Annotated in this window: 16 protein-coding genes; 3 read left to right on the forward strand and 13 right to left on the reverse strand. The window is 39.0% G+C overall.

Annotated features, from left to right (window positions below; translation table 11 throughout):
* Positions 1-1,001: 1,001 nt before the first annotated feature.
* Positions 1,002-1,376 carry a hypothetical protein gene (locus QSH61_RS17815; protein ID WP_206471210.1) on the reverse strand — a complete coding sequence of 125 codons (375 nt, stop codon included), beginning with the start codon at positions 1,374-1,376 and terminating at the stop codon, positions 1,002-1,004.
* Between the two features lie 200 nt (positions 1,377-1,576).
* Here QSH61_RS17815 and QSH61_RS17820 point away from each other — a divergent pair, with 200 nt between their 5' ends.
* Positions 1,577-3,712, forward strand: a complete 2,136-nt coding sequence (locus QSH61_RS17820; RefSeq protein ID WP_206471211.1) for a winged helix-turn-helix domain-containing protein — start codon at positions 1,577-1,579, stop codon at positions 3,710-3,712.
* Positions 3,713-3,803: 91 nt separating this feature from the next.
* Here QSH61_RS17820 and QSH61_RS17825 read toward each other — a convergent pair whose 3' ends face one another.
* From QSH61_RS17825 to mtnA, 11 genes are all read right to left on the reverse strand, one after another.
* Complete coding sequence (locus QSH61_RS17825) at positions 3,804-6,653, reverse strand: M16 family metallopeptidase (RefSeq protein ID WP_206471212.1); 2,850 nt, start codon at positions 6,651-6,653, stop codon at positions 3,804-3,806.
* A gap of 822 nt (positions 6,654-7,475) precedes the next feature.
* Positions 7,476-8,554 (reverse strand): IS3 family transposase gene (locus QSH61_RS17830; protein ID WP_502935075.1). Its coding sequence is split into 2 segments (ribosomal slippage): positions 7,476-8,302 and positions 8,302-8,554, totalling 1,080 coding nucleotides; the frame shifts between segments, so codons are not numbered across the junction.
* Between the two features lie 138 nt (positions 8,555-8,692).
* The gene (locus QSH61_RS17835; RefSeq protein ID WP_010606865.1) at positions 8,693-9,163 is read right to left on the reverse strand and encodes a hypothetical protein; all 471 of its coding nucleotides are present in this window, start codon (positions 9,161-9,163) and stop codon (positions 8,693-8,695) included.
* A 76-nt stretch (positions 9,164-9,239) separates the two neighbouring features.
* Positions 9,240-9,473: a hypothetical protein gene (locus QSH61_RS17840; RefSeq protein WP_010606866.1), complete on the reverse strand. Its 234-nt coding sequence runs from the start codon at positions 9,471-9,473 to the stop codon at positions 9,240-9,242.
* Between the two features lie 312 nt (positions 9,474-9,785).
* Positions 9,786-11,183, reverse strand: a complete 1,398-nt coding sequence (locus QSH61_RS17845; RefSeq protein WP_206473452.1) for an alpha/beta hydrolase-fold protein — start codon at positions 11,181-11,183, stop codon at positions 9,786-9,788.
* Between the two features lie 98 nt (positions 11,184-11,281).
* Positions 11,282-12,892 carry a serine hydrolase gene (locus tag QSH61_RS17850; protein WP_206473454.1) on the reverse strand — a complete coding sequence of 537 codons (1,611 nt, stop codon included), beginning with the start codon at positions 12,890-12,892 and terminating at the stop codon, positions 11,282-11,284.
* 42 nt (positions 12,893-12,934) lie between these two features.
* Entirely contained in the window at positions 12,935-13,363 is a 429-nt protein-coding gene (locus tag QSH61_RS17855) for a GNAT family N-acetyltransferase (protein ID WP_174170250.1), read from the reverse strand.
* Positions 13,364-13,527: 164 nt separating this feature from the next.
* A complete protein-coding gene (locus QSH61_RS17860) occupies positions 13,528-15,021 on the reverse strand; it encodes a M61 family metallopeptidase (RefSeq protein ID WP_010606870.1) in 1,494 nt (497 codons plus the stop codon).
* A gap of 171 nt (positions 15,022-15,192) precedes the next feature.
* Positions 15,193-16,248, reverse strand: coding sequence for a helix-turn-helix transcriptional regulator (locus tag QSH61_RS17865; protein WP_010606871.1), 1,056 nt, complete (start codon positions 16,246-16,248; stop codon positions 15,193-15,195).
* A 277-nt stretch (positions 16,249-16,525) separates the two neighbouring features.
* Positions 16,526-18,469, reverse strand: a complete 1,944-nt coding sequence (locus tag QSH61_RS17870; RefSeq protein WP_010606872.1) for an alpha/beta hydrolase family protein — start codon at positions 18,467-18,469, stop codon at positions 16,526-16,528.
* A gap of 102 nt (positions 18,470-18,571) precedes the next feature.
* A complete protein-coding gene (gene mtnA / locus QSH61_RS17875; protein WP_010606873.1) occupies positions 18,572-19,594 on the reverse strand; it encodes an S-methyl-5-thioribose-1-phosphate isomerase in 1,023 nt (340 codons plus the stop codon).
* A gap of 120 nt (positions 19,595-19,714) precedes the next feature.
* On the opposite strand from mtnA, the gene mtnK reads away from it, so the two are divergent.
* On the forward strand, positions 19,715-20,917 hold the full coding sequence (gene mtnK / locus QSH61_RS17880) for an S-methyl-5-thioribose kinase (protein WP_010606874.1): 1,203 nt from the start codon (positions 19,715-19,717) through the stop codon (positions 20,915-20,917).
* A 74-nt stretch (positions 20,918-20,991) separates the two neighbouring features.
* Here the strand turns inward: mtnK and QSH61_RS17885 are convergent, their stop codons facing one another.
* A complete protein-coding gene (locus tag QSH61_RS17885; protein ID WP_206473456.1) occupies positions 20,992-22,773 on the reverse strand; it encodes a DUF885 domain-containing protein in 1,782 nt (593 codons plus the stop codon).
* A 384-nt stretch (positions 22,774-23,157) separates the two neighbouring features.
* Here QSH61_RS17885 and QSH61_RS17890 point away from each other — a divergent pair, with 384 nt between their 5' ends.
* Complete coding sequence (locus QSH61_RS17890; protein WP_010606876.1) at positions 23,158-24,159, forward strand: GGDEF domain-containing protein; 1,002 nt, start codon at positions 23,158-23,160, stop codon at positions 24,157-24,159.
* Positions 24,160-24,247: the final 88 nt, after the last annotated feature.

A 24,247-nucleotide genomic window follows, 5' to 3' on the forward strand; every position in this document is an offset into this window, starting at 1 on the left:
ACTGGTACGATGTATAGGCGCAAAATGTGCTCCTATACATCACCCCAAGCGCCAGCGCTATTACTAGAGTTACCCCCTTCCCACGGATATAGTGTCCGCATTGGATATGGCTTATGGCTTATGACCTATCACGTCAATTCTTTCTACGGCAGTGACATTTTGGGTAGCTACGAGCACTATAAAGCTCAATACAAGCGTTTTTATTTTCACCTTATTTACTTGTTACGGTTTGTATGTATTTGACTAACTTTTTATAGGCGTTATAAGCATCAAACTTGACACTCCAATACCTATAATAATTGAGTGGGTCTTCAACAATAGAGAGATGCCATCACAAAAATACACTTATAAAGAAGAAAGTAAAACTTCCAAAAAAAACAAAATAACAATTATTTTCAACACCTTATTACAAAAAATTATGAGCAAATAACAAATTGGTAAGAACTTGATTATCGGGTTTAGAAATTAAAATTTTTATAAAGCAATTCAAAGCATGGATTTAAATATAACAACCCACTGAATTAACAAACACTTTAACGACTTAGACTTTCACATTACTGAATAAGACATAAATAAAAAATTTTTAATAGAACTTATTAGGCTGCCACTTACCGCTATATCAATAAAAATTATCAAAGTAAGTTATTTATCCCGACTTTAAGGCCAACTTGATTAATTAAGTACCCTATTATGAGGTGATAAAACATTGTCGATAACACGGCTACCGCGTCCTGTTGCCTCCAAGGTATCTACATCCATATAAGCAAGGCAAAATTTTTCTACTTAGTTGTTCTCAATCAGAAGTTTTTAACATAGTTAGCGTCAGGTTTGCTCCTTCAGATTGAGCAAGTATTAAGACAAATTGGTATAACTCACAAATGCAACACTCTAACCAAAATAAAGCAACCAGCATCGTTTTTTAAATATAACGGTAACTGCTTAAGACCTATACACTTTACGGTCGATAGTTTACCCATTACATCGTGAACTCGATATCTATCTCACTTGCGCATAAAATACTCACAACCTTCAACAAAATACACGCCTATATGGTTATCACGATAAGCGTGATTATATTTACCAAAAAAATCTGCTTGAAACTTAAATCCAGCGTTATCCAACTCAATCAAAAGTTTATCCACCACATCCCACGACATTGTTAGCGGTGAAAAAAGCAGAGTATTAGTGTACATGCCGGTAGGAATTTCAGCCTCAGAGGACGATATAATTAAGCTATCTGTCGCATCAATAAACAATTGTTCAAACACCTGAGGGGGGCAACTTGCAACTATATGGATGTAGGTTTTTTGCGAGTGAATAGAGTGGCAGCTGCATAAGGCCAGTACAACCACACCGATAATGAACCACCCCTTCATTAGCTACTTTACCTTACTTCAAATTCTCTATAGTAAAGCAGCTTATCCCTAAAGCTGAAACGAAGGTTTTGTGACCATGCAATAATGGGAAACTATTAATTTCTAATGATATAAGCAATAACAGCTGAATATTATTTTGAAATCTTTGATAATATCGAAATTTGTATATCCGCCTTTTTGATTACTAACTTGGTATTTTCATGGTTCTTGAAGCAACACAATCAAAGTATATTGATATAGGATGTTGGCAACTTAATACGGCAACACAAACCATCAACAACAAACACGAGCGCAAAGAACTTGAGCCTCTGCTGTTTAAAACACTTATGTATCTCATTGGTAACCAAGAGCGGATCATTACGCGGCAGGAACTGGCTGAACATGTTTGGCAACTTAACTTTGTCGACGACAATACAATTAACCGAGTCATTTTCGAGTTAAGAAAGCAGTTGGCTTGTGATCTGCAACCTCAACCAACGATCAAAACCCACTATCGCAAAGGCTACAGTTTCACGATACCGGCACCTGAACCGATTGAGCTATCTAGTAAAACATCTGACACCACAGGAAACAGCGAAGCAAGCAAGTCTTACCGAGTGCGAATACTCTGTGGCACCTTAATTGCGCTCGCCGCTTTGATCACCGTGCTATATTTCGTCACAAAGCAAACTCTCCAGATAAAAAGTGCACCTCAGCCACAGCCATCCGCTGAGATTTTCCATAATCAAATACTATCTTGGTATCGAGGTCATCATGGCAAACTGTATAACTCACCGGATCAACGTTACCTAGCCTATAATTTTAAAGCTGATACCAATGAAGTTGGGGCGTTAGGGGAGGTGAGGCTCATGGATCTTACCACCCAACATGAAAGAGCACTTAGCCTGCCGAATGGCAGCAACATTTTAGGTTGGTCGGCTGACAGTACATGGGTTTATTATTTATACCGATCTGAAGGGGAAAACCCTATCTGCGAATACCGCCGCCACCAGTTATCTCCAAAAACAGGCGCTCATGACCAGTTACTCTTTCGCTGTTCTGGCGGCCTAATTAACGCACTGTTTGATTTTGGAAAAGACCATCTGATATACAGTCGACGAGGCTATTTAGACGTACCAAACCTAGGTGCTATTTATAGCTATAATATGGAAAAACAACAAGAAACTAGGATCACAACACCGAATAACCATGGTTTTGGGGATCAGCTTTTAGCAATTATCCCTGAGTCACACCAGCTAATTTTTACTCGTAATATCGGTGATAAAGTCGAGCTACTGGTGACCACTTCAACAGGGCAAAAGACCTTAAAATTGGCAGAGTTCCCGCATTTGCTATGGGCTGCGAACTGGAATACTAAACAAAAAAGTGTGCTGTGGTTTGATCACAACACCAGTGAAATCAAACGCTATTCCATGCAAAGCTTAACGGAGCTGCCTGCCGTAAAAGTTGCGGTCGAGCCCACCTCGTACATTTTGCCAATGTCAGAAAACCAATTGCTCATGACGACCTACGGCTACGACCATGACAGCTATGTCATCGATCTTAATACGGGTAAATCAACCCTCTTTGCCAAACCGAATATTTACGAAGTAATTATGGCTTACCTTGGGGATAATGAATTTGCCTACAATGATTCCATTTTCAAAGATGTGGAATCTTACGGGGTCATGCATATAGACTCAAGCCATCGATATTCACCCATAGCGGCATTAAGTTCGGGCTACTCCATTATCGACTCAGATCCAAGCAATCAGCAAATTCTCGTCAAACATGTCGCCAACAAACAAACTGAAGTGAGAGATTGGAAGTCTCTTGATGTGCTAATAACTCTGTCCGATAACGAACAGAATGGTGGTACTCGGCTTGGCGGAAATAAGGTTGCTCAACTGCGGGCTCACAAGGTAACTGATGACAAAATTATTGAGGTTACTTTTCTGAATGGCAAAAATAACAAAATCATTACGGTTGATGACATCGTGAGTATTGATTGGTACGACGACCATCACCTAGTAACCTTATCAAGTAACCGGAATATTTCGTTACTGAATATAGAAACGGCTCAAGTGACCCCTTTGATATCCGGATCCGAGCTTGCAAACCGCACCAATGAAGTAAAAGTAAGACCAACGATCACCGCCTCCAATGGTGCAATCTACCTCTATAATCGGCAATACGTATATAAGCTTGACGCAAATCAACAAATAACAACCATCTTAGATATCAAAGCCAGCGTGAATGCCGAATCTAGCATTTACTACCTTGATGCTCATGCTGACAAGTTACTGATTTCTTACCTCACGAGATACCACAATGAGATAAAGTTATATCACCGCTAAACAGGTAAAGCTTACCGACCGATAGGCTTATAACGAAAAATGGCGAGCTCTATAAGCTCGCCATGGTTGGGATCCTTTCGATTACACTAACCTACTGAATAGTCAGTTGCTTTACAGTGAAGCCTTTACCCTCAAGCTGCTTGCTTAGCGTGTTGGTGTCACCAACTACAACATAAGTCATCTCGGCTGGAGTAAAGTACTTGCTCGCCAGCTGATTAAGCTCTTTTTTGCCAACTGTTTCAATTGTTTTAGCTCGGACATCAACAATATCAGCATCAACATTATGAGCATGCATCATCGCAAAGAAGTTTAATTTTGCCGCTGGTGTTTCGTATTTCAGCGCATCTCTTTGCGCGATCGAATTTCTTGTGAATTGAATTTCTTCATCAGTTAATCCGTGCTCACTAATCTTGCTAAGCTCTTGTTGGATTTCTGTCAGCGCATCAGCAACGTTTGCTGCATTAATGCCTGAAGCGAGGACAAACTGACCGGCATCACCATATCCAGAGAAGTGTCCTCCGATACCATATGTATATCCTTTGTTTTCACGCAGGTTTTGATTCACTCGACTGTTAAAGCTGCCGGAGAAGGCAAAGTTCATGATTTGACTTTTAAAGTGCTCCGCAGCTAAATCTTCCGCAGCGGCATGGCGTGCAACACGGATCTGGACCTGAGGTGCATTCTCTTTATGTACCAAATACACGATATTACTATCGAGGGGAGCAAATTTAGGAAGCGCCATGTCCAGCTCACCTTTTCCTTGCCACTGTGATAGCGCACTAGTTAATGCCGACATCAATTTCGACTGTGCAACATCGGATACAATTGATAATTTACTACCTTGTGGACGTATCTGCTGCGCATAAAATGATTTAACATCTGCAAGTTCAATAGTCGCAAGCTCTGCTTGAGACGGCAACCAAGGTTTACTGTAGTTTCCTTCTTGATACATCACCTGAGATAATGCGCTATCTGCCAGAAATTTTGCGCTATCGCGTTCAGATTTACTATATTCTGAAACCATGCTTTTAACTCGCGCGAAGTCCGACTCCGAAAACTTTGGTTGTAACAACTTTTCTGACAAGATATCTAGTGTCGCGGTTAAGTTCTTACTTAATGTGGATAGCTTAATCTCGATATATTCAGACTTCGCTTCGAATGCGATCTCAGCACCTAATTTTGCCAATTGCTGTGCCAGCTCTGACGGCGTACTCTGTGTTGTAGCTTGACCCAACATTTCCACCGTTAAAAGTGCGACCCCTGCATTATTTTCAGGGTCATATAAACGACCAGCTGGGATCTGAAGTAGCAATGTTGTGGTTGGCGTTTCGGTATCAAACGCTCCTAATACGTCTATGCCATTATCAGTTTTAACTTGCCATAAGTCTGGCAATGTAATTGCTTTTGCAACACCTGCCTGCGGTTTAATGCTGCGGTCAAAACTATCAGTAATCGAGGGAAGTTGTACTTCGTCTCGTACTTCCTCAGTTGCTTTAGGCTCATAAAACTTCGGCGTATAGTTGTCTTGCTGCGCGATAAGTTCTGGCTTTCCTTTTGGTACAATACTCAATACAACATTCGCCTTATTAGCAACATATTGCTCAAATACACGTTTTATATCTCCAACTTTCAAAGCTTTAACATTTTTAAGCTGTTGAGTTAGGAAACCTGGATTCTCATGGAAAGTCTCAAATTTAGCCAGCATAGAAACTTTACCCTCCACGCTCTGCAGCGCTCTCACAATCTCTGCTTCTCTTTTAGTGATAAAAAGATCAACATCTTCTTGGGTAATTTTATTTTGAATATAATCTGCAACTAACTCATCAATGCGCTTATCTAAGCTAGTCAGTGTCTCACCACTCACCGGATGAGGAAGTGCACCAAAAGCCATTTGACAAGATAGTTCAAAGCATTGATGCCATGCAAATGCCGCTACCGCTTTTTGTGTATCAACCAATTCGCGATATAACACTGAGCTTTCACCTTGCCCTGCAAAATAACCAATCGCATCTAACGCAGCTTCGTCTTTATGCCCCATATAAACCGTTGAGTACACTTTTCTAAGCATCGGTAGTGATACATTATCTTCATAAGAAACGTAACGAGACTCAACTAATGTACCGGGTTGCTTTGCAGCATCTGAAACAGTCTCCCCTTTTGGAATAGAGCCAAAGTACTTCTGTACAAGTGGTAAAACCTCATCTGGAGTTACAGCACCACCAATAGTCAACGTCGCATTATTAGGCCCATACCAACGTTTAAAAAAAGCTTTCAAATCATTTGAATTCGCACGATTTAAATCAGACATATAGCCAATCGGCATCCATGAATAGGGGTGACCATAGTCATATAGCGCTTGGTGCAGCTTTTCTAAAGCTTGCCCATAAGGAACGTTGTCGTATCGCATCATGCGCTCATTTTTTACCGCGGCGCGTTGTATCTCAAACTTTTCTTGAGTAATACCTTGAGCAAAGAATCCCATACGGTCCGCTTCTAACCAAAGCATCTTCTCCAGTTGATTTACTGGCACTGTTTGGAAGTAATTTGTTCTGTCTGTACTGGTTGTTGCATTTAACTTACCACCTGCTTCCGTCACTATTTTAAAGTGCTCTTCGTCAGCTACATGCTTTGACCCTTGGAACATCATATGCTCAAATAAATGTGCAAATCCTGATTTGCCCATTTCTTCACGTGCAGATCCAACATGGTAAGTTACATCTACATGAACTAATGGGTCTGAATGATCTTCATGAAGAATAACTGTCAAACCGTTATCGAGTTCAAACTTTTGATAAGCGATCCCAATATCACCGCCCTCAATGTTTTTTTGTTCCACTAATGTTGCACCAGCGTACTTTGACGCATCAGAAGATTGAAATTGACTACAACCGTTCAATGTTGCGGCCATGATGACTGCGATTGCAACTTTGTTTAAAAGCATAAAAAATCCTTACATTTATTTTATAATTTGGCGTTTATCTCGTATGGAACAAAGCTAGAAGCGTTCAGCGTTCCCCGTTGTTGGCGACAAGATTACAAGCCAAAGAAATTTAAGTCGCTTATCGAGTCATCATGAATTTATTTATTTTTATTAGCTATAAAATCAAATAGTTATAAATATAATGAAATTATTTTTAGCCTTTGGAACAACAAATAGTGAAGTGTTAGATAACGATAACAATGCGAATATGTCGTTTTATACCTACAGCATTAAGCCTATAAGCCATTTCGGAGTACGGAAATAGCTCGCGAATTCAGATAATAAATCCATCAATCATGATTAAAGGGTGAGAAAGCATCAATTGCTTGTTGGTGGTACTCTGTAATCGCCAGAAGATAAGAGCAGATACCAAGTTAAGGCTTGTTTACGCAATGAGTTTTATAGGGTGATAGAAACAAGCTAAAAGTGAGTCATAGTACAATAGTATTCGATGTCATTATTTGACTGAAATCGCCCACTCAACAGTGCATAAACGAAAACGACTTGCAGCTAAATGCACCAATCCCCCATTGCGTTTGTTGAGTTAGGATTAGAAAAAGGTGGAGCCCTGAATAGATAACGGGCACTCAATACGAGGCCCAGAAAATGTTCAGGGTTTAGACAACAAGCGGTTATATTCGATGAATTAGGCAAAAGCAGCCTAATTTTGCGAGCGATGCACTTCAAACTTGAATTCGCGACTGTCATCTTGTGAATACTTTCAATCATTTCAAAAGTAAACTTGTAACTCCACCCTATTTAGTACAGCTATTTCGTAGAATTCTATGCAGCCTCAAGGTAACCAACCGGTGTCATATCACCAAGTGAATCATGAGGTCGCTCATAATTATAAATATCTAACCACTCATCAGTGATTTCACGTACTTCTTGCAGTGACTCAAACAAGTATAAATCGAGCACTTCTTCACGATAACTTCGGTTAAACCTTTCCACAAAACCATTCTGGTAAGGACTGCCTGGCTCTATAAATTCCAACTTGATGTCATTTTTTATTGCCCAATCTTCAAGTGCCGTTGAAGTAAATTCTGGACCATTATCCACTCTAATCTGCTTTGGTTTTCCTCGCCAAGCAATAATTTGTTGTAGTGTTCTAATAACTCGTTCAGAAGTTAAGCTTGTATCGACCTCAATCGCCAGTGCTTGTCGGTTGAAATCATCCAGCACATTCAGTGTTCTAAAACGATGTCCATAGCTTAATGCGTCACTCATAAAGTCCATTGACCACGATTCATTATGTTGTGTAGGTGCGCTTAATGGTTCAGGTGTTCTTGTTGGAACACGGCGCTTTCCCTTACGTCTCAAGTTTAGTTTTAGCATGTTGTAAACGCGTTCAACACGCTTTTTATTCCACGGCTTACCTTTATTGCGAAGCCTTTTGAACAGCTTAGGCAACCCCCACCTAGGATGGCGCTCTACCAGCGCAAGTAATGCGTCGATAACTTCATCATCTAACGGCCGTTTATGTTTGTAATAAAAAACTGAGCGGCTTAGCCCTGCCACTTCATAAGCAAATGCGACGCTGACGTTAAATTGAGCTCTTAAATGCTCTACCCAAGCTCTGCGCCTACTTGTTTTTACAGCTTTTTTGCGATGATATCCTCAAGCATCGAGTGCTTTAGGCTAAGCGTTGCAAACATATCTTTTAGCTTACGGTTTTCTTCTTCAAGCTCTTTGAGGCGTTTAATATCAGACGCTTCCATACCGCCATATTTTGAGCGCCATTTGTAAAATGTACTTTGGCCGATGCCATGTTTGCGGCAAATTTCTGGCACAGGAATACCTGACTCAGCTTCCTTGATCATGCTGACAATTTGGGTTTCGGTGAACTTGCTTTTTCTCATCGTAAATTTTCCTATTTTAGTTAATGGAAAATTCTACTTATGAACTGTTTCATTTTTTGGGGGAGTTACAAACTCACCTTAATCGGCCTAGTCGAAAAATGCGTAACACTTACCATTTTATGAATCATAATCAATAAATTACCTTGCTTCTTCCTTATTTTTATCAAAGTGTCCGACTGTTTGCTTATTTACCGTTCTATATCCGAAAAAACATAACAAGCCAACTAGCAACCAAGTAATACCAATGGATAAGACAATGTTGCTTGTTTTGTCAGGATAGCGAAAATACAATTGAATAGGTAAAACGCCTCGGATAATGCATACAAACGCAATTAGATAAATACAAAACCTCGATAAAGGAAGTTTGCGCAATAGCCCTGCACCAGATAATGCATACAACCCAAGCACCATGAATATCGCAGACACTAGAGTTGTTCCGATTGGGGCTAGTAGAGTCCCTTTCATTGCAGACTCGATAATCTCGGGGGGAGCCATCTGTGATGAATAACACTGAGGTCCAAAGTAAATACAAGAAAGGTGCGCTAGTGCCGTGCTGAAGAAAATAGTAGCTCCTATAGCCAATAAGATAACACCTTTTTTAGCACTCATAATATTTCACCCTTTCTTATTAATAAAATTTAAAATAATCAATATAAAAATTAAAAAACATCAACTTATATACACTTTACTTTTCCAACCTACTTCCAGAAGGATAAAAAACATAAAAGTAAATACCTACCCCACCTACACAATATGCTATAAACACTACAATTAATGGAAACAAATTATCACCATTATTGTAGTTCGGCATCATAAAAAATAGAAAAGTAGCAATTGAAAGTGCAAACAAAAAATAAAAGGTAATTTTAGATTTTCCTTTATCTTCCACACTCTTTCTTTTAGAACTACCTTTAATCATGTATAACCCCTATTACCGTTGAATCAACATTGTAAGACGATGTTTATCTTTAGTTGTCCAGCCGTTATTGATACCATTTCAGGCCTCTCCGCTCGTTGAACACACTCTGAGTTCAAGCCCAGGCACCTTTAAACTACACTGTCAATTATGGTTTGTGTATTGATTACCTTAAACTGAATGATCTAACACCTTTTTAGGGTCTTGTTATCATATAGTCATGAACACCAAGTGCAGAACACGGTCAGCTTCTCCAAATAATCACACTAGCATATATTCCTACGACGTCTTTTCCCATTTGATTAAGTTTCGATTTCATAGCTTACTTTGCTGTAATACTTTCGCGCTTAGTTTTTTAACTCTCGCAATATTTCTTTTTTCTATGTTTATAAATTCTTGGTCATCTCCCTCTATAGACAACTCCAACGCTTTTCTATATGCAAGCTTAGCCAAGTCATACTCTCCTCCTTTTTCATATGCTTCACCCAAACTATCAAATCCATTTATCGAATTAGGAAAATAGCCAACAACAAACTTTAACAGCTCAATAGCTTCTCCTACTTCATCACTATTTAAACGATCGTAAGCTAATGATATTAAGATAGATTCATCTAAATCATCAGCTTTAGACGTTGAACTCGAAATAGCTGACAATCCTCCTTTCATCCAATTCCCATATATATGAAATGATTTCCTACTCAAAACAGAATCAGGGTAGTAGTGATTTGAAAGGTTCAAAAGTAGATTCGCCATACTGTAATCTTTTGTTCTAGACATACAGAATGAAGCCATTCCTAGGAGAGAGTTTTCTCTTGGTATAATAGGGTAGCCTATTCTTTTTGATAAATTTTCATAATGCAATATAACATCTTCAAAAGAACGACCAGAAATAAATTCCTCAGTAAGAGAAAGTCCATTGTATAACCAACTCAAACCCTGAATCATCCCACTCAAACTAGTTGTATTGTGATCAGAATATTTCAAAATTTCAGATCCCCAATACAAATTACCTGAGACATTACTTTTGAATATATCAACGACGTGGTTAAATTCTTTTGTAATTAGAGAGTGCTCTAGCCCTCCTAAAGAGAAATAGATTGCTCCCTCATTAACTCTTGAATTAGTGAAGTACAGCTTTAACTTCTTACTAAATTGCTTAGCATGGTGAAATGCAGGACTAATTGCAATGTGTCCATTGTAGCCAGTAGGGTTTTGCAAAAACAAGTATGATACAAATAGGCCAGCCATTGAGTGCCCAGCTATAAACTTGGTATTGTTTATCCTGAACTTTTCACTTATAAATTGCGTGACTTCATCTCTTATAAATTTTTCGTGCTTTTTTGCTAATTCGGAAATGGTATATGACTCTGAGTTTAGAAAAGGAAGGTTCTCATTAAAGTAATTATCCTTACTAGGTAGCCCAACCACAATCATTTCATGAATTTGATTTTTTGATGCAAGGAAGCTTGCAATCTCTGTCGCCAATATATGGTTTTTCTCTGCATTTAAAACATATAAGACAGGGTACTTCCTTTTTTTATCCAACGCGTAACTTTTAGGCAAACTAACTAGTATTACTCTATTTTCGTTATGTGAAGCTGAGTAGTAATTAAACTTTTCACTTACCACTTCGTAATTTGAAAATCCCTCATTTGATATAGCAACATTACAAGATAGAATTAACAAAATTATAAAAACAACAATACATTTCATTTAAAAACCTTACACAATTATCTCTTGAGAACCAACCCGAAACCACAAAGATTAAAATTAACACACCACCAACTAAAAATATAAAAACAAAGTTAAAATCACACTTTACCTTTATACGACCTTAAATAAAATCCAACTAGTATCAAAATCATTAAACCAGGGAAAAAATACTGTTTTAATAAGATTTTCTGATAAAGCTTTTTTGCCTGCTTGTTATTAACCTCAATAGATAAGGCTTTTTGTAGGTTTTCTTTTGCACCTTCTTTATTACCTCTTTCAATCTGTATTTTGGCCAGGTTTACATAAGGTATTGGCGAGTTAGGGTTCATCTTAATGGCTTTTTCAACCCAGCTTTCCGCGATTAATAAATCATCATATTTAGCAGCTGTTGCTGCTTGTATAAAAAACAACTTAGGTGTTTTAATGTCAATTAGCTCACCAACATCATTTACTTCAATTTCTAGTGGCTCATGGAGATCAGAAATAATAAAGCGATTATTATTCAAGTAACTAAGTTCAAATTTTCCCGTTCCCCAATCAACAAATAAAGTCTCATTTTTGAAGTTGATGCTAACTAAAAGCCCATTATCTAAAGCAATGCTTGCATTATTAAATCGATATAGTTCAGGGATCTGTTTTTTATCAGCCTCTTGTTGTGTTTCAGTAATCAAACTCGGTTTCGAATGCTGTTGACCCTTCGAAATAGAAATAATGCCGCTGAGCATTTTATGAATTGACTTGGCAGAAACCGTGTGTTCCAAATATGTATCAGTACGTAAAACCACCACCATATCTAGAGAAGGGTAAACAGCTAAAGTATGCCCTCCATTCCCTCTGGCACTAAAACTACCATCTTCTTCAACCCACCACATAAGGCCGAAATAAGGAGGGTATTTATCACCCATATTCGTGTTGCTTATAGCGCTAGTGCTTTTAACAACCCACTCATGAGGAATCAACTGTTTGCCATTCCAAACCCCACCTCTAGCATATAATAAACCAAACCTAGCTAAGTCGCGGGATGACATCCTAATCTGAAAAGCTGAATGTTCAGACTCAGCCTTTACATAATATCCGTCTGTAACTCGGTAATCTTGCATCTGTAAAGGGGCTGCCAATTGAGTTGCAATTGACCCAAGAATTTCCTCTCCAGTAATTTTCGAAAACAGAGTACCTGCAACATTAAAATCCCAATTGTTATACCACCAATACTTGCTTGGCTTATAACTACCTCTAGCTGGCTTGTTTAATCTCATTTCATTATTTTCGGCGGCTGCAGGAAGGTAGACTCCAGACCGAGACGATATAACATCAAAAACCTTTGCTGATAGTTCTTGATCAGTCAGCAATGAGTTATCATTACAGTTTAGATCTGCAAGGCTTGCTTGAAAGTTGATAGAACTAGAGTGAATCCCATATAGTGCACTCAATAAGCTCTTTCTAATCGAATGTATAGGAAACCTTCGGTCATTCTCCCCCCAATCTATAGCAATGGCGCCATCTTTAACTACTAAAAGCGCTGAGAAGGACTTCTTATTGTAAAACTTTTTAATTTTATCTAATCGCTCTGAAGTAAAGCCAGCCTGTTCTGGAGATTTGTAATGAAGCCAAGTAACATCTGGGTATATTTCAGCAGCAAACAAATAACTTGAAACAAAAAAGCTAATAAAAACAAAACCAAAAAAATTAAATATTTTAGTTTCAAACATTGCACAAGCCACCATTAAAACCACAAATAAAAAACATTTTTATTATAAAAACTTGCACATACCAAAACCTAACTGACTACCATCCCTTTCTAAATATCCATATTTTTTGTAGAATGTTTCTTTACCATTTGCGGAAAAAAGTCCTACTGTAGCTCCAGCGTTTGCATTTTCTGATAAATACATCTCAATTTTTTCCATTAACAAATTTCCAACTCCCATACTTTGATATTTAGGGTCGACAATTACGTCTTGAATGTAATAAAACATAGCTCCATCACCAATCACTCTTCCCATTCCTATAAGCTTTGAATCTAATCTTGCAACGACATGAAACAAGGTGTTTGCCAATGCTTTTGAAGCTGTCTTTGTATCTTGTTTTTCCCAACCTACGATACATCGTAAATCAATAAACTCCTTTACTTTTGGCGCGTTATGTTGAATTCTCACATCTAAAATCGATCTTTCTTTCATAAAAATATAATCGCTCACTTAATTTTATAAAACCAAACACAAAAGCAGAATTTTAAATTCATGACGAGCCACCTACTTCACTTAAAAAGGACTAACACATTTAAAAATCAACTTATCTCAACACCACACTAAAAATAAAAATTATAAATTCAACAAAGTTAGATCTATAAACTACTTCCTTTCCCTAAAACAAATTCTTCCCATAACAATTTCTGACTTTTAGTAGCTAAGCTATCTCTGAGCAGTTTCCTACCATTATATTTCAGCCCCATTAATTTCGCGGCGTCATAAAATGGAATAACATTAGGAACTGTTACATAATCCTTAAACTCTAAGGCTATTGATTCTCCATATAATTTACTTACTGATTTATATAGCTCATTCAAATTCATCTCTTTTCCACCTCTTGGATAGTTTTGTAGTAAATATCTCCACAGCTCATCTAAATTTCGTCTCCCTTCACTTTTGGCTCGGATTTTGAAATCAAGAGTAAGAGCTGCAATCATGCCCCCCCAATAAACAGTGGTAGATTTATCAGACTTATCAGCACCAGCACTAATCAGAGTTAACTTTCCATCGGCTTCAGCTTCATATTCTTTCATTCTATATAAAATACCATCTAAAAATTCAGACTCATTTTTTATACCTATTCTTAATAGTGCAAGTTGAGAAGCATACTCAGCTCCAAACCCCTCATTAAACCATTCATATAATGCGGACTTATCACCTTTATCATCAACTTCTAACTGATTGAATGCGAAACCGTGAAACAGCTCATGAGCAACTAGCCGTGAAATACCCAAGGGGATTTTGCTACTTTTATCTAAAAGTTTTTTGTCAGCTGGACCTACCGATATTGATATTGCTTTGCCCATGACTTCCCCTCCTCCATCATTACGATCTGAAACTATAAGAACCATTCTAGATTTTAAAGGTGATTGATATTGAGCTCCGTAATATTGAAAAAATTGGTCAACTTTCTGATTTATATCGTCAACCATTTTACGAGTATATTCACCTGAAAAAGCCGTTCTTAGTTGTACATTTCCTACTTTAAAAGAACCTTGAGTATGCTCACCCGCAAAGAATGCTGAGTTTTGCAGATCACTCGTCCCCTCCACGTAGAATTCAGTTGTACTATCATTAACACTTTCCCAAGGAGTAGTAATGGCCCAAGAATTGGGGGTTTCAAATTTTATATTTACTTTTTTACTTGGCTTCCCTGCAATAAATAGAGCACGTCCAGCCCACATTACACCATCTTCTGTTGCATAAGCAGCTCCATTATCACCAAATTTTATCTTAGGAATTACTGTGTCGTGTCCTAAAACGACATCATATGACAAAGTAATCTTTCCATTTTCGTATCCAATTAGTTCCCATTTACTATTTTCAACCTCAGAAATCTGAATAGTTTCTCCATCTGAATTTAATACTGTGAGGTTTCTTACAAATCCTCCCCAGCCATTTTTCAAACCATGAACATTTTGCTCATTCATGGAAATAACATGACCATGTGGGAAAAGAACTGCTTTAACTTTCGCTATTCTGGGGTTGTTCTTAGTGATAAAAACAGTGTAATGATCAGCTAATGCTGGAGGTGAAAAAAGCAAGGAGTAAAAAGCAAAGGAAAGTGTAACGGCTATAGTTTTGAACATATAAAACCTACAAAATAGTGTTTATCTTACGACTAGCATTGAAGCAGCCTTCAATTAGCATTGGAGACGGCTGGTGCACTTGGTAGTCAAATCGAATTTACAACACTATCCGTTTTTTAATTAGTTCTGTCTTCCCAAATCATGATTTGGGACTAAATAGGACCGGTTAACTCACTGTTTTTGTGAACTTCGGTATTTACTAGGAGTCATTCCTACCGTAGATTTGAATGTACTATAGAAAACAGATTTTGAGTTAAAACCTGAATCAAAAGCTATTTCTAAGATACTTTTGTGAGATTCTTGTGGCAGAACAATTTGTTTCTTAACTTCATTGACTCTCATGTTGTTAATGAATTCACAAAAGTTATAACCTGTGGCAAAATTTATAGACCAAGAAACGTCTTTCAACTTAAAACCTGTTTCATTCGCAACTTCTATTAGTGATAACCTTGGCTTTTTATAAAGCTCTTTTTCTAATACTACTTTTGTAATATCTTCACATAATTGTTGTGCTAATTTTAAGTTAGATTGTTGTTCACATTCTAAAACTTTCACCTTCAAGTCTTCATAGGGAACCATATCATCAAATAGCTCAGGTTGATGAGCAGTTTTAACTACTAGAAAACACATCAAAAGCAGCGCCACCAATACATCAATAAAATACCAACCAGCCTTTATCTCAATGGCGTTAAATGGCTGCAAATTTAACCTTAAAAGATCTACTAGAGCAAAGATAAAGAAAACATAAATTATCTTGTTAACCCAATCTAACTTTAATGACAGTGCGTCAGAGCGGACGGCCATTGATATGGAGTGATATCGCTTTATTAGCTTTAAAGAAGCAATTAAGTAGGTAATTTGACTAAATGTAGCAATCAAAATAATAAGCTGGACATGTTGCGTGAAGGGTAATGCTAAAATTGCAGGTGCCACATGCAGAAACTTTAATTTAGAAGCTATAGGCTTTTCATTAATTATCCATCTAACTAAAAAGTAGACTATTGGCCCTTTAATTAGTGTAAAAATGGGAGTTACTATATACCCATCTTGACCTCGTGTTTCTTCATATAAATTAAATATCATTAAGATAGAATAATATATGAAAAGAAATAAGACGCCTCGATATCTATCCATTTTCCAGACTAAAATCACTCCTAACACCGAAACCACTGTAAAAACTATTTGCAAGATGTTTACTGGCTGCAACTGAACGGTTTGTGAAAACATCGATTCCCTTATTAATTTATATAATCGGTAGTGCCTATTGCGCTCTATTACAAGAAAATTAATCTGCATCGAGAGCATTTGAAGCTGTCATAATGAATGGCTAAGCTTTGGATAAAGCATAACCGATTATGTGTGATTTCACCTAGCATGTGGCGTGATTTTGAACTGTTCTTGAATTTAAAAAGCTTTGCTCAGTTCGAATAAGATAAGTATTGAAGGTGTTAGTTGAGAAATATGATAGCCAGCATCAATTGCTGGCTATTATTGTACTTTATTACTATAACTGCATGGGCTTTTCTAAGAATGCCAGCACTTTCTTAAAGTATTTCAGACGATGTTCCGGTTTATAGAAACCATGCCCTTCATCTTCAAGTAAGTAATACTGATAAGGCTTATCAGCCTTTTTCAGTGCATCAATTAAAGATTCCGCTTGTTCAATTGGCGCTCTTTGGTCCTCACCACCATGTACGATAAGGACTGGAACCTTAAGCTTCTCGACATTATAGCTTGGAGAAAATTCCTTTAACTGCTTTTCATCGGTGCCAAGTACACGTTCTAAATATGCGACCCCTGAACTACGCTGAGCAATATCACCTTCTTCAAACATCAGTGGTAAATCATATACGCCAACCACACCTACAGCACATTGGAATAAGTCTGGTTCTAATATTGCGCTTTGCAATGCCGAATAACCACCGAAGCTCGCTCCCATAATACAAATCCGATTTTTATCAGCGATACCTTTAGAGATTAAGTCACGGGTTCCATCAATGATGTCATATTGAATTTCTTTGCCCCACTTTCTATAGCCAAGCTCTTCAAATGCATCTCCATAACCACCTGACCCTCGAAAGTTAATTTGTAATACAGCCATACCTCTGCTCGCGAGCATTTGCACTTCAGGGTCAAACTGCCAATAATCTCTTGGTCCGTGAGGTCCACCATGCGGCATAACAATCAAAGGAAGGTTTTTCTTTTCTTTACCTTGTGGTGTGGTGAGGTACCCGTGAATAGTAATTCCATCACGTCCTTTAAAACTGATGGCTTCCATCGTTGACATACTATTAGGATCAATCCAACTACGGTTTGCGACTAATAACCCAAGTTGATTTTTCTTGCTATCAAATAGATAGTAATTTCCAGGATTAATATCACTACCAGCAAAAACGATAACTCTGCTGCCATCTCGAGTACCACTTACTATGCGGATCTGATTCCCCGGTATTGAAGCTATAAGCGACTTTAGTCGTTGGCTCCATATTGAATCTTGATCTACGAACGCATACGTCGGATAATCCGGATCGAGCTCAATTGCGAAAGGAGTTTGATTAACCGGATCACGCCATATTTTAGATGGATCAACTAATTTGTCTTGGAAAAAATGCTTGAGCTTGCCAGTTTCCAGTGTCAGTTGATAAACCCCTCGCGGCTCTCCTGCTTTTGCAGCGGATAGATACGCCAATTTACCCGATTCATCAAAACCATGTAGCCAATAGTCATCAAGATCTTGTGCTAGTGTTAACTCTTTCCAGTCACTATCTTTTGTATTTTTTATAAATACAGATGTGTTACCATTATCATCAGTCGAAGCAACAGCTCTCACCTCCCCTTGATGATCTGTCAAAAAACGCCCCATCCTACGCGGAGATATAGAGACTTTTCGTCTAACACCTGAATGGACGTTGACTTCGTATACCACAGTTACTGGCTCCTTAGAGCCTGACCACGGATAAGTCACGATCAGCATTTTATCTTCATCATTGACCAAAGGGTCAAGGATGTAGGAAGTGCCATACAGAGGTGTCGCTTTTTTCAGTCGTGATCCGGTTTGAATTTCACCTTGATATCCAACTAAGTATCTCCCTCGGCTACCGTCAACATTTACACCAAATAATTCGCCATGATACTCAGGGTGATCTCGCCACCCTCGGATATACTCTTTCTCAAGTACTACACGGTTGTCGTTAACCCACTCATAACGACCAACTTGGGCATTACCGTTGAATCTCACGGCATGAATAACCTTAAATCCATCAAGCTCTAGAAAACCCAAGATACTTTTTCCTTCAGCTTTAGTGATAAAGCCTAGGTATTCACCGTTTGGTGATATTTTTACACTTGAAAACTCACTACCTTTGCTAAACGCCTCCAACGGTATGTCTTGCTGAGCAAACACAGCTGTCGCCATCAAGGAAAGAATTAAAATAAGTAACTTTTTCATCCTGTTATAACTTCTCCATTATTATTAAAAATAGTCATCACTTTAATGGGTACATTGTAACAAGAGTTTAGTCACTTAGGTAGTTGTATAATTTACAAATGTTTAACTTTGTAAAAATTCTCCCTTGGCAACATCCTCAGCCGTAAATAATCCAGTATCCAACACCCATCCGGTGATCAAACTCGCTGGTGTAACATCGAATGCAGGGTTATATACCTCAGCATTGTTGGGTGCCCATTGGCAATCACCAAAGCTGCCACTGACACCAGTTACTTCGCTTTTGGCACGTTGTTCAATTGGAATGGCTGCGCCATTTGGACAGCTGCTATCTAATGTTGTGATCGGAGCCACCACATAAAAAGGAATATTATGGAAATGGGCTAACACTGCTAGATTATAAGTGCCGACTTTATTCGCAAAATCACCGTTTGCCGCAATCCTATCTGCCCCCACAAAGATTTTATCGACTTTACCCGCCGCCATTAAACTCGCAGCCATATTGTCACAGATTAGCGTGTATGGGATTTGCCATGCATCTAGTTCAAACGCGGTGAGCCTACCACCTTGTAACAGTGGCCTAGTTTCATCAACCCAAACATGAATGTCACCATGTTGTTTTGCAGCATGATGAATTACGCCAAGTGCGGTGCCTACACCTGCCGTTGCCAGTGCGCCAGTATTGCAGTGGGTAAGAATATTGTCTCCCGCATTCACAAGCTCTGCACCTATGCTTGCCATACGGTCGCATAGCGCAGTGTCTTCTTCAAATAACTGTTCAGCGGTTGTGATCACTTGTTGTTGCCAATCATTCGCTTGTAACGCTTCACGCAATCTCGCCATGCAGTGCATTAAATTCACCGCTGTAGGACGCGTTGCTTCAAGTTCATCTATCGAACGAGCAATTGTGTTTTTGTCTTCTCCCTGTTCGGCAAGATAACCAATTAACAAACTTGCCGCTAAACCAATAAGCGGAGCACCGCGAACCTTAAGTGTCAGAATTAGCTCGCTCATCGTCGCAACGTCGCGGCATTCATGCCACTCCTGTTGATGTGGCAGTAAGTATTGATCCAATACCTGTACCACGCCCGATTCGAATTTAAGACTACGTGCAATTAAGGTTTTCATGACATCCCGCTCTTTCAAAGTGTACTAATGATATTTTACATCAAGATCTAAAGAAGTATAGACATCTAAACATTTAAAAATATAGAATGCTAATAGCAAATATCCACAAGGTGCAGAAACATGTCGAGCTACATTGAATTTGATGCAGAAAAAGTTATTGATTACATTACTAATTTAGGAAGTTTCTTTGATAAAGATGCAACCTTATCTTGTTATGAGTTTGGTGATGGCAATCTGAATTTGGTTTTCCGCGTGCAAGATACGCAAGAAAATAGCATCATCGTTAAGCAAGCTTTGCCTTACGCTCGATGTGTGGGTGAGAGCTGGCCACTGACGTTAGACAGAGCCAGAATTGAAGCTAGTGTGTTACAACGCCATGGTGAGATCTGCCCAGATACCACAGCAAAAGTGCTGCACCACAATACAGAGCTTGCGGTAACTGTGTTGGAAGATCTTGGCCATCTACGCATTTTGCGCGGTGAATTAAACCAAGCGAACACCTTTGCAAGACTCAGCAAAGACGTCGCAAATTACCTAGCAAAAACCAGCTTTTATCACTCAAGTTTTTACTTAACACCGAGTGAAAAGAAAGCCCTAGTCACCGAGTTTACTAATCCTGAGCTGTGCGCAATCACTGAAGATTTGTTCTTCGACGACCCATACCGCGATGCTGAAAGAAACAACTTTCCAGCCGCATTGCAATCGTCTGTGGAAATGCTAAGAAACAATAAGACGTTATTAGTTGAAGTGGCAAAGCTCAAAGCCCAGTTTCTCAATGCACCAGAAGCCTTGCTCCACGGTGATATCCATACTGGTAGTATTTTCGTCGATGCCAAGCACACTAAGCTAATCGATCCAGAGTTTGGCTTTTTTGGCCCCATTGGCTTTGATTTAGGCTCATTTATCGGCAATTTATTGCTCAACTACTGTGCCCAACATGCTCGCATTAACGCTTTGCCAAAACGTCGAAATATGCAAGTGTATTTACTCGATAGTATCGCCACCACCCTATCTAACTTCTATGTAACTTGGCTTGAACTGGCAAAAACACAAACACGCGACCTGTCATTGCAAGCAGATGGCTACGCGGAATACTTCCTCACTAAGGTATTGCAAGACGCGGTTGGTTATTGTGGGTGTGAATTGATCCGCCGCACCATTGGTCTCGCACATGTTGCGGACATAGATGCGATTGAAGATGAAGATGCACGCTTAGCGACACAACAGCGAGCACTGCACTTAGGTGAACAGCTCATCATTAATGCCAATAAATGCCGAACGACTGATGATGTGTATCAGCTAATCATTAGTTTTGTAAACTAAACTAGCTTAGGCTAATAAAATAAAAAAGCCCAACGTCTTTACTTTGGGCTTTTTTATTAAATGGATAATCTCGATTACTTACGTGCTTGATTCATCGTGGTTTCAATATATTTGTCGATTTGGTCTTCAAGCACAAACAATGGTACAGAGCCATGACGTAAGATTTGATGGTGGAACTCACGGATATCAAACTGATCGCCCAGTGCTTTTTCTGCTTTGCGACGTAGCCGCTTAATGGTTAGTTCACCAATTTTGTATGACAGCGCTTGAGCCGGCCAAGAGATATAACGATCAGTCTCCGTTTTAACATTATGTAAGGACAATGCAGTGTTGTCTTTCATAAAGTTCATCGCTCGCTCGCGGCTCCAACCAAACATATGCATGCCAGTGTCTACAACCAAACGAGCCGCTCGCCACATCTCGTAGGTTAAGCGACCAAAATCACTGTAAGGATCTTGATAAAATCCGGCTTCGATACCCAAAAACTCAGAATATAGCCCCCATCCCTCACCAAAAGCAGAAATATATTCGTTACGACGATATTCCGGTAGATAATCAAGCTCGGCATTCAAGGAGATCTGCAAATGGTGACCAGGCACGGCCTCATGTAGAGTCAATGCTTCTAATACATACAACGGGCGCTTATCTAGAGCGTAGGTATTTACCCAATAATAGCCAGCATCAGTATCGCTACGTGCACCAGAGTAACGCCCGGTTGTATATTTAGGTGCAATGCTCGCAGGCACTGGAGCGACACCGTATGGCTTTCTTGGTAATGTATGGAATAGCTTAGGTAGCTGGGCATCCATCTTCTTTGCTATATATGCAGCTTCTTTAAGCAACGCTTCGGGGGTTTTAGCATAAAACTGTGGATCGGTTCTTAAGAACTGCACAAAGTCGGCAAAAGACCCCTTAAAGCCTACTTTTTTAATGATTTTTTCCATTTCTGCACGGATCCGAGCCACTTCTTTAAGACCAAGCTCGTGGATCTCTTTTGGCGTCATATTCGTGGTGGTGTAGTATTTAGCACGATTCGCATAAAACGCTTCACCATTTGGTGTCGAAGAAATTCCAATTTCAGTTCTAGCCGCAGGACGATACTCATTGACAAAGAAATTAAGGTAATTTTGATATGCAGCGATCACATCACCTTGAATAATCTTTTTGGCACGCTGTTGCAGCGCTTTAAATTCAGCATCAGGTAAACCCGCTTGGTTTTGTGTAAACGGGCCATAAAACTCAGATTTTGTCACATCATCAACGATATAGGCTTCGATAGAACTTTCATAACCTTCAAGCACAGCTTTCGGCTGAGTCAGACCAATCGCCATACCTTCTTTCATCCAGTCGATATTTTGCTTGAAATAACGAGGAACTTGCTGCAAACGTGCTAAATATAGCTCGTAACCAGTACGTTTCTTAAAGTCATGACTCGAGATCATAAAAGACAGACCGGAATGAAAACCATATTCAGAGGTGAGCGGCATATAGTGACTATGAAAACGATATTCATCGACGCTATTCTGCACTTGCGCACGCAAAATAGTGAGATTGATTTGATTTTCCTCACTTAGCGCTGAAGTGTCGATATTGTCGAGCTGAGCCAAAAACTGTAGACGCTGCTGATTTGTGGTCGCCAACTTTTCTGCACTGAGGTTTGGTAGCAGAAACTCTACTTTTGTATCACTGCGACCATAGGCATTGTTATCACTTCTAAATTTCATAACGCTGCCAGCTATTTGAGTAAACTCAGCGTTATTGTCACTTCCGGTAATAGCACAACCTGATAAGGCGACGGTTAAATAAACGGCGACGCTTGAACGCTTAGTCCACAGCTTTAATTTTGGTGATAACACGCTGACTTCCTCGATACGTTGTTGTTACTCAGCTCGCGATAAAATAGCCAAAAAATAATGATTATCCATCGCTCTGAGCTTTGTTATGGTGAAATGAACTTTCTGCTAGTCAAAGTAGGAGAGTCCCGTAACAGATGCAACTTAATTCGACAGAATCACGAATATCTCAGATCGAATACAATTTACTCAACCTAGTAAAAATTGATGAGAAAATCAGCAATTCAACAAAAAAATGTAAATTTTCTATTTCAAAGACAAATTTTTTACTTTTAAATTCGGACGATACAGATTAATGTAGGTCTAGTGCAATTAGGACAAGAGTTACACCGAAGGAGTTGGTGGTAGTTCATTAACGTTTGATAATTAATTGTTGTGGTAAATGAAATGATGTTCCATGATCCCATGGCTGTTGCCCAAGAAAAAATGACACAGGTGTGCCTGTTTTTAGAGCAACATCATTTGCCGCCCACGCCTTTAAATTATCAGGTTGCTTATACCCATATTAGCGCCACGAACAAAGATCTCGACCGTGCCATCAACAAAGCCATCAAAGCGCACACAAAAATAGACTGTGTATTCATTGAGCAACTCTACTATCAGTTTCTAGATCAAGGACAAAAAACACAATCTGAATTGCTTGAAGGTGTTGATTCTTTGGTGACTGAATTACACGAAAATGCAGAAACCTCACAAAAGCAGGTTATTCGCTTTGCCCAACAAGTCAGTCAATGTGTGCATAATTTAGATGAACACAACATTCAAAAGAGTAAGCGCGCACTATCAACACTCACCAAACAAACTGAGCTATTGCTAAAACAGCACAAACAATTTAAACAAGCGTTAATAAAATCGCGTTTAGATTATGAACGTAATCAAAAGTTACTACTCGACTTGCGTAAACAACACTTATTAGACCCACAAACGGGTCTTTATAAGCGTCACTATCTTCATCAAAAAGTGTCCCTATGGCAATCACAGCAAAAATCTGTCTGTGCGCTTTCTATTCAAGTTGATAACCTTGACGAGTTTTCAACGCGGTTTGGTGACGTTGTGGGTGAAGTTGTGCTTAATCGTATCGCCAATAATATCAAACGTTATGTCGTTGAAAGCGGCTTACCTGGTCGCACAGGTAAAAAAGAATTTACGGTTATCCTTGCTGATGTAGATTTAGATACCGCGAGTGTTATCGCGGAAAAAGTGCGTAAAGGTGTTGAACGATTAAAGTTTGTCAGCGCGAAAGGGAAAATTCCACTACCCAATGTCTCTCTGGCCCTTGGAATAGCCCAACTTGCACCAGAGCAAGACTTTAATATGTTGGCAAAACGCGCAGGTTACGCTGCACAGAAGGCACATTCTCTCGGCCAACACTGTTATATTAGTCACTGATCCGCAATATCCTCTTTTGTTTGCATTTTCAACAATACAACACGGATAAGAAATTGCACCTACGGCTACCAATCAAGTACACTAGCAA

The organism is Pseudoalteromonas sp. JC3 (assembly GCF_030291895.1).
In the GTDB taxonomy this organism is placed as follows: domain Bacteria; phylum Pseudomonadota; class Gammaproteobacteria; order Enterobacterales; family Alteromonadaceae; genus Pseudoalteromonas.

What these genes read in the sequence shown, in the direction of transcription:
- QSH61_RS17815 (WP_206471210.1), bottom strand. Translation starts at nt 1,376, where the DNA reads ATGAAGGGGTGGTTCATTATCGGTGTGGTTGTACTGGCCTTATGCAGC.
- QSH61_RS17820 (WP_206471211.1), top strand. Translation starts at nt 1,577, where the DNA reads ATGGTTCTTGAAGCAACACAATCAAAGTATATTGATATAGGATGTTGG.
- QSH61_RS17825 (WP_206471212.1), bottom strand. Translation starts at nt 6,653, where the DNA reads ATGCTTTTAAACAAAGTTGCAATCGCAGTCATCATGGCCGCAACATTG.
- QSH61_RS17835 (WP_010606865.1), bottom strand. Translation starts at nt 9,163, where the DNA reads ATGAGTGCTAAAAAAGGTGTTATCTTATTGGCTATAGGAGCTACTATT.
- QSH61_RS17840 (WP_010606866.1), bottom strand. Translation starts at nt 9,473, where the DNA reads ATGATTAAAGGTAGTTCTAAAAGAAAGAGTGTGGAAGATAAAGGAAAA.
- QSH61_RS17845 (WP_206473452.1), bottom strand. Translation starts at nt 11,183, where the DNA reads ATGAAATGTATTGTTGTTTTTATAATTTTGTTAATTCTATCTTGTAAT.
- QSH61_RS17850 (WP_206473454.1), bottom strand. Translation starts at nt 12,892, where the DNA reads ATGTTTGAAACTAAAATATTTAATTTTTTTGGTTTTGTTTTTATTAGC.
- QSH61_RS17855 (WP_174170250.1), bottom strand. Translation starts at nt 13,363, where the DNA reads ATGAAAGAAAGATCGATTTTAGATGTGAGAATTCAACATAACGCGCCA.
- QSH61_RS17860 (WP_010606870.1), bottom strand. Translation starts at nt 15,021, where the DNA reads ATGTTCAAAACTATAGCCGTTACACTTTCCTTTGCTTTTTACTCCTTG.
- QSH61_RS17865 (WP_010606871.1), bottom strand. Translation starts at nt 16,248, where the DNA reads ATGTTTTCACAAACCGTTCAGTTGCAGCCAGTAAACATCTTGCAAATA.
- QSH61_RS17870 (WP_010606872.1), bottom strand. Translation starts at nt 18,469, where the DNA reads ATGAAAAAGTTACTTATTTTAATTCTTTCCTTGATGGCGACAGCTGTG.
- mtnA (WP_010606873.1), bottom strand. Translation starts at nt 19,594, where the DNA reads ATGAAAACCTTAATTGCACGTAGTCTTAAATTCGAATCGGGCGTGGTA.
- mtnK (WP_010606874.1), top strand. Translation starts at nt 19,715, where the DNA reads ATGTCGAGCTACATTGAATTTGATGCAGAAAAAGTTATTGATTACATT.
- QSH61_RS17890 (WP_010606876.1), top strand. Translation starts at nt 23,158, where the DNA reads ATGATGTTCCATGATCCCATGGCTGTTGCCCAAGAAAAAATGACACAG.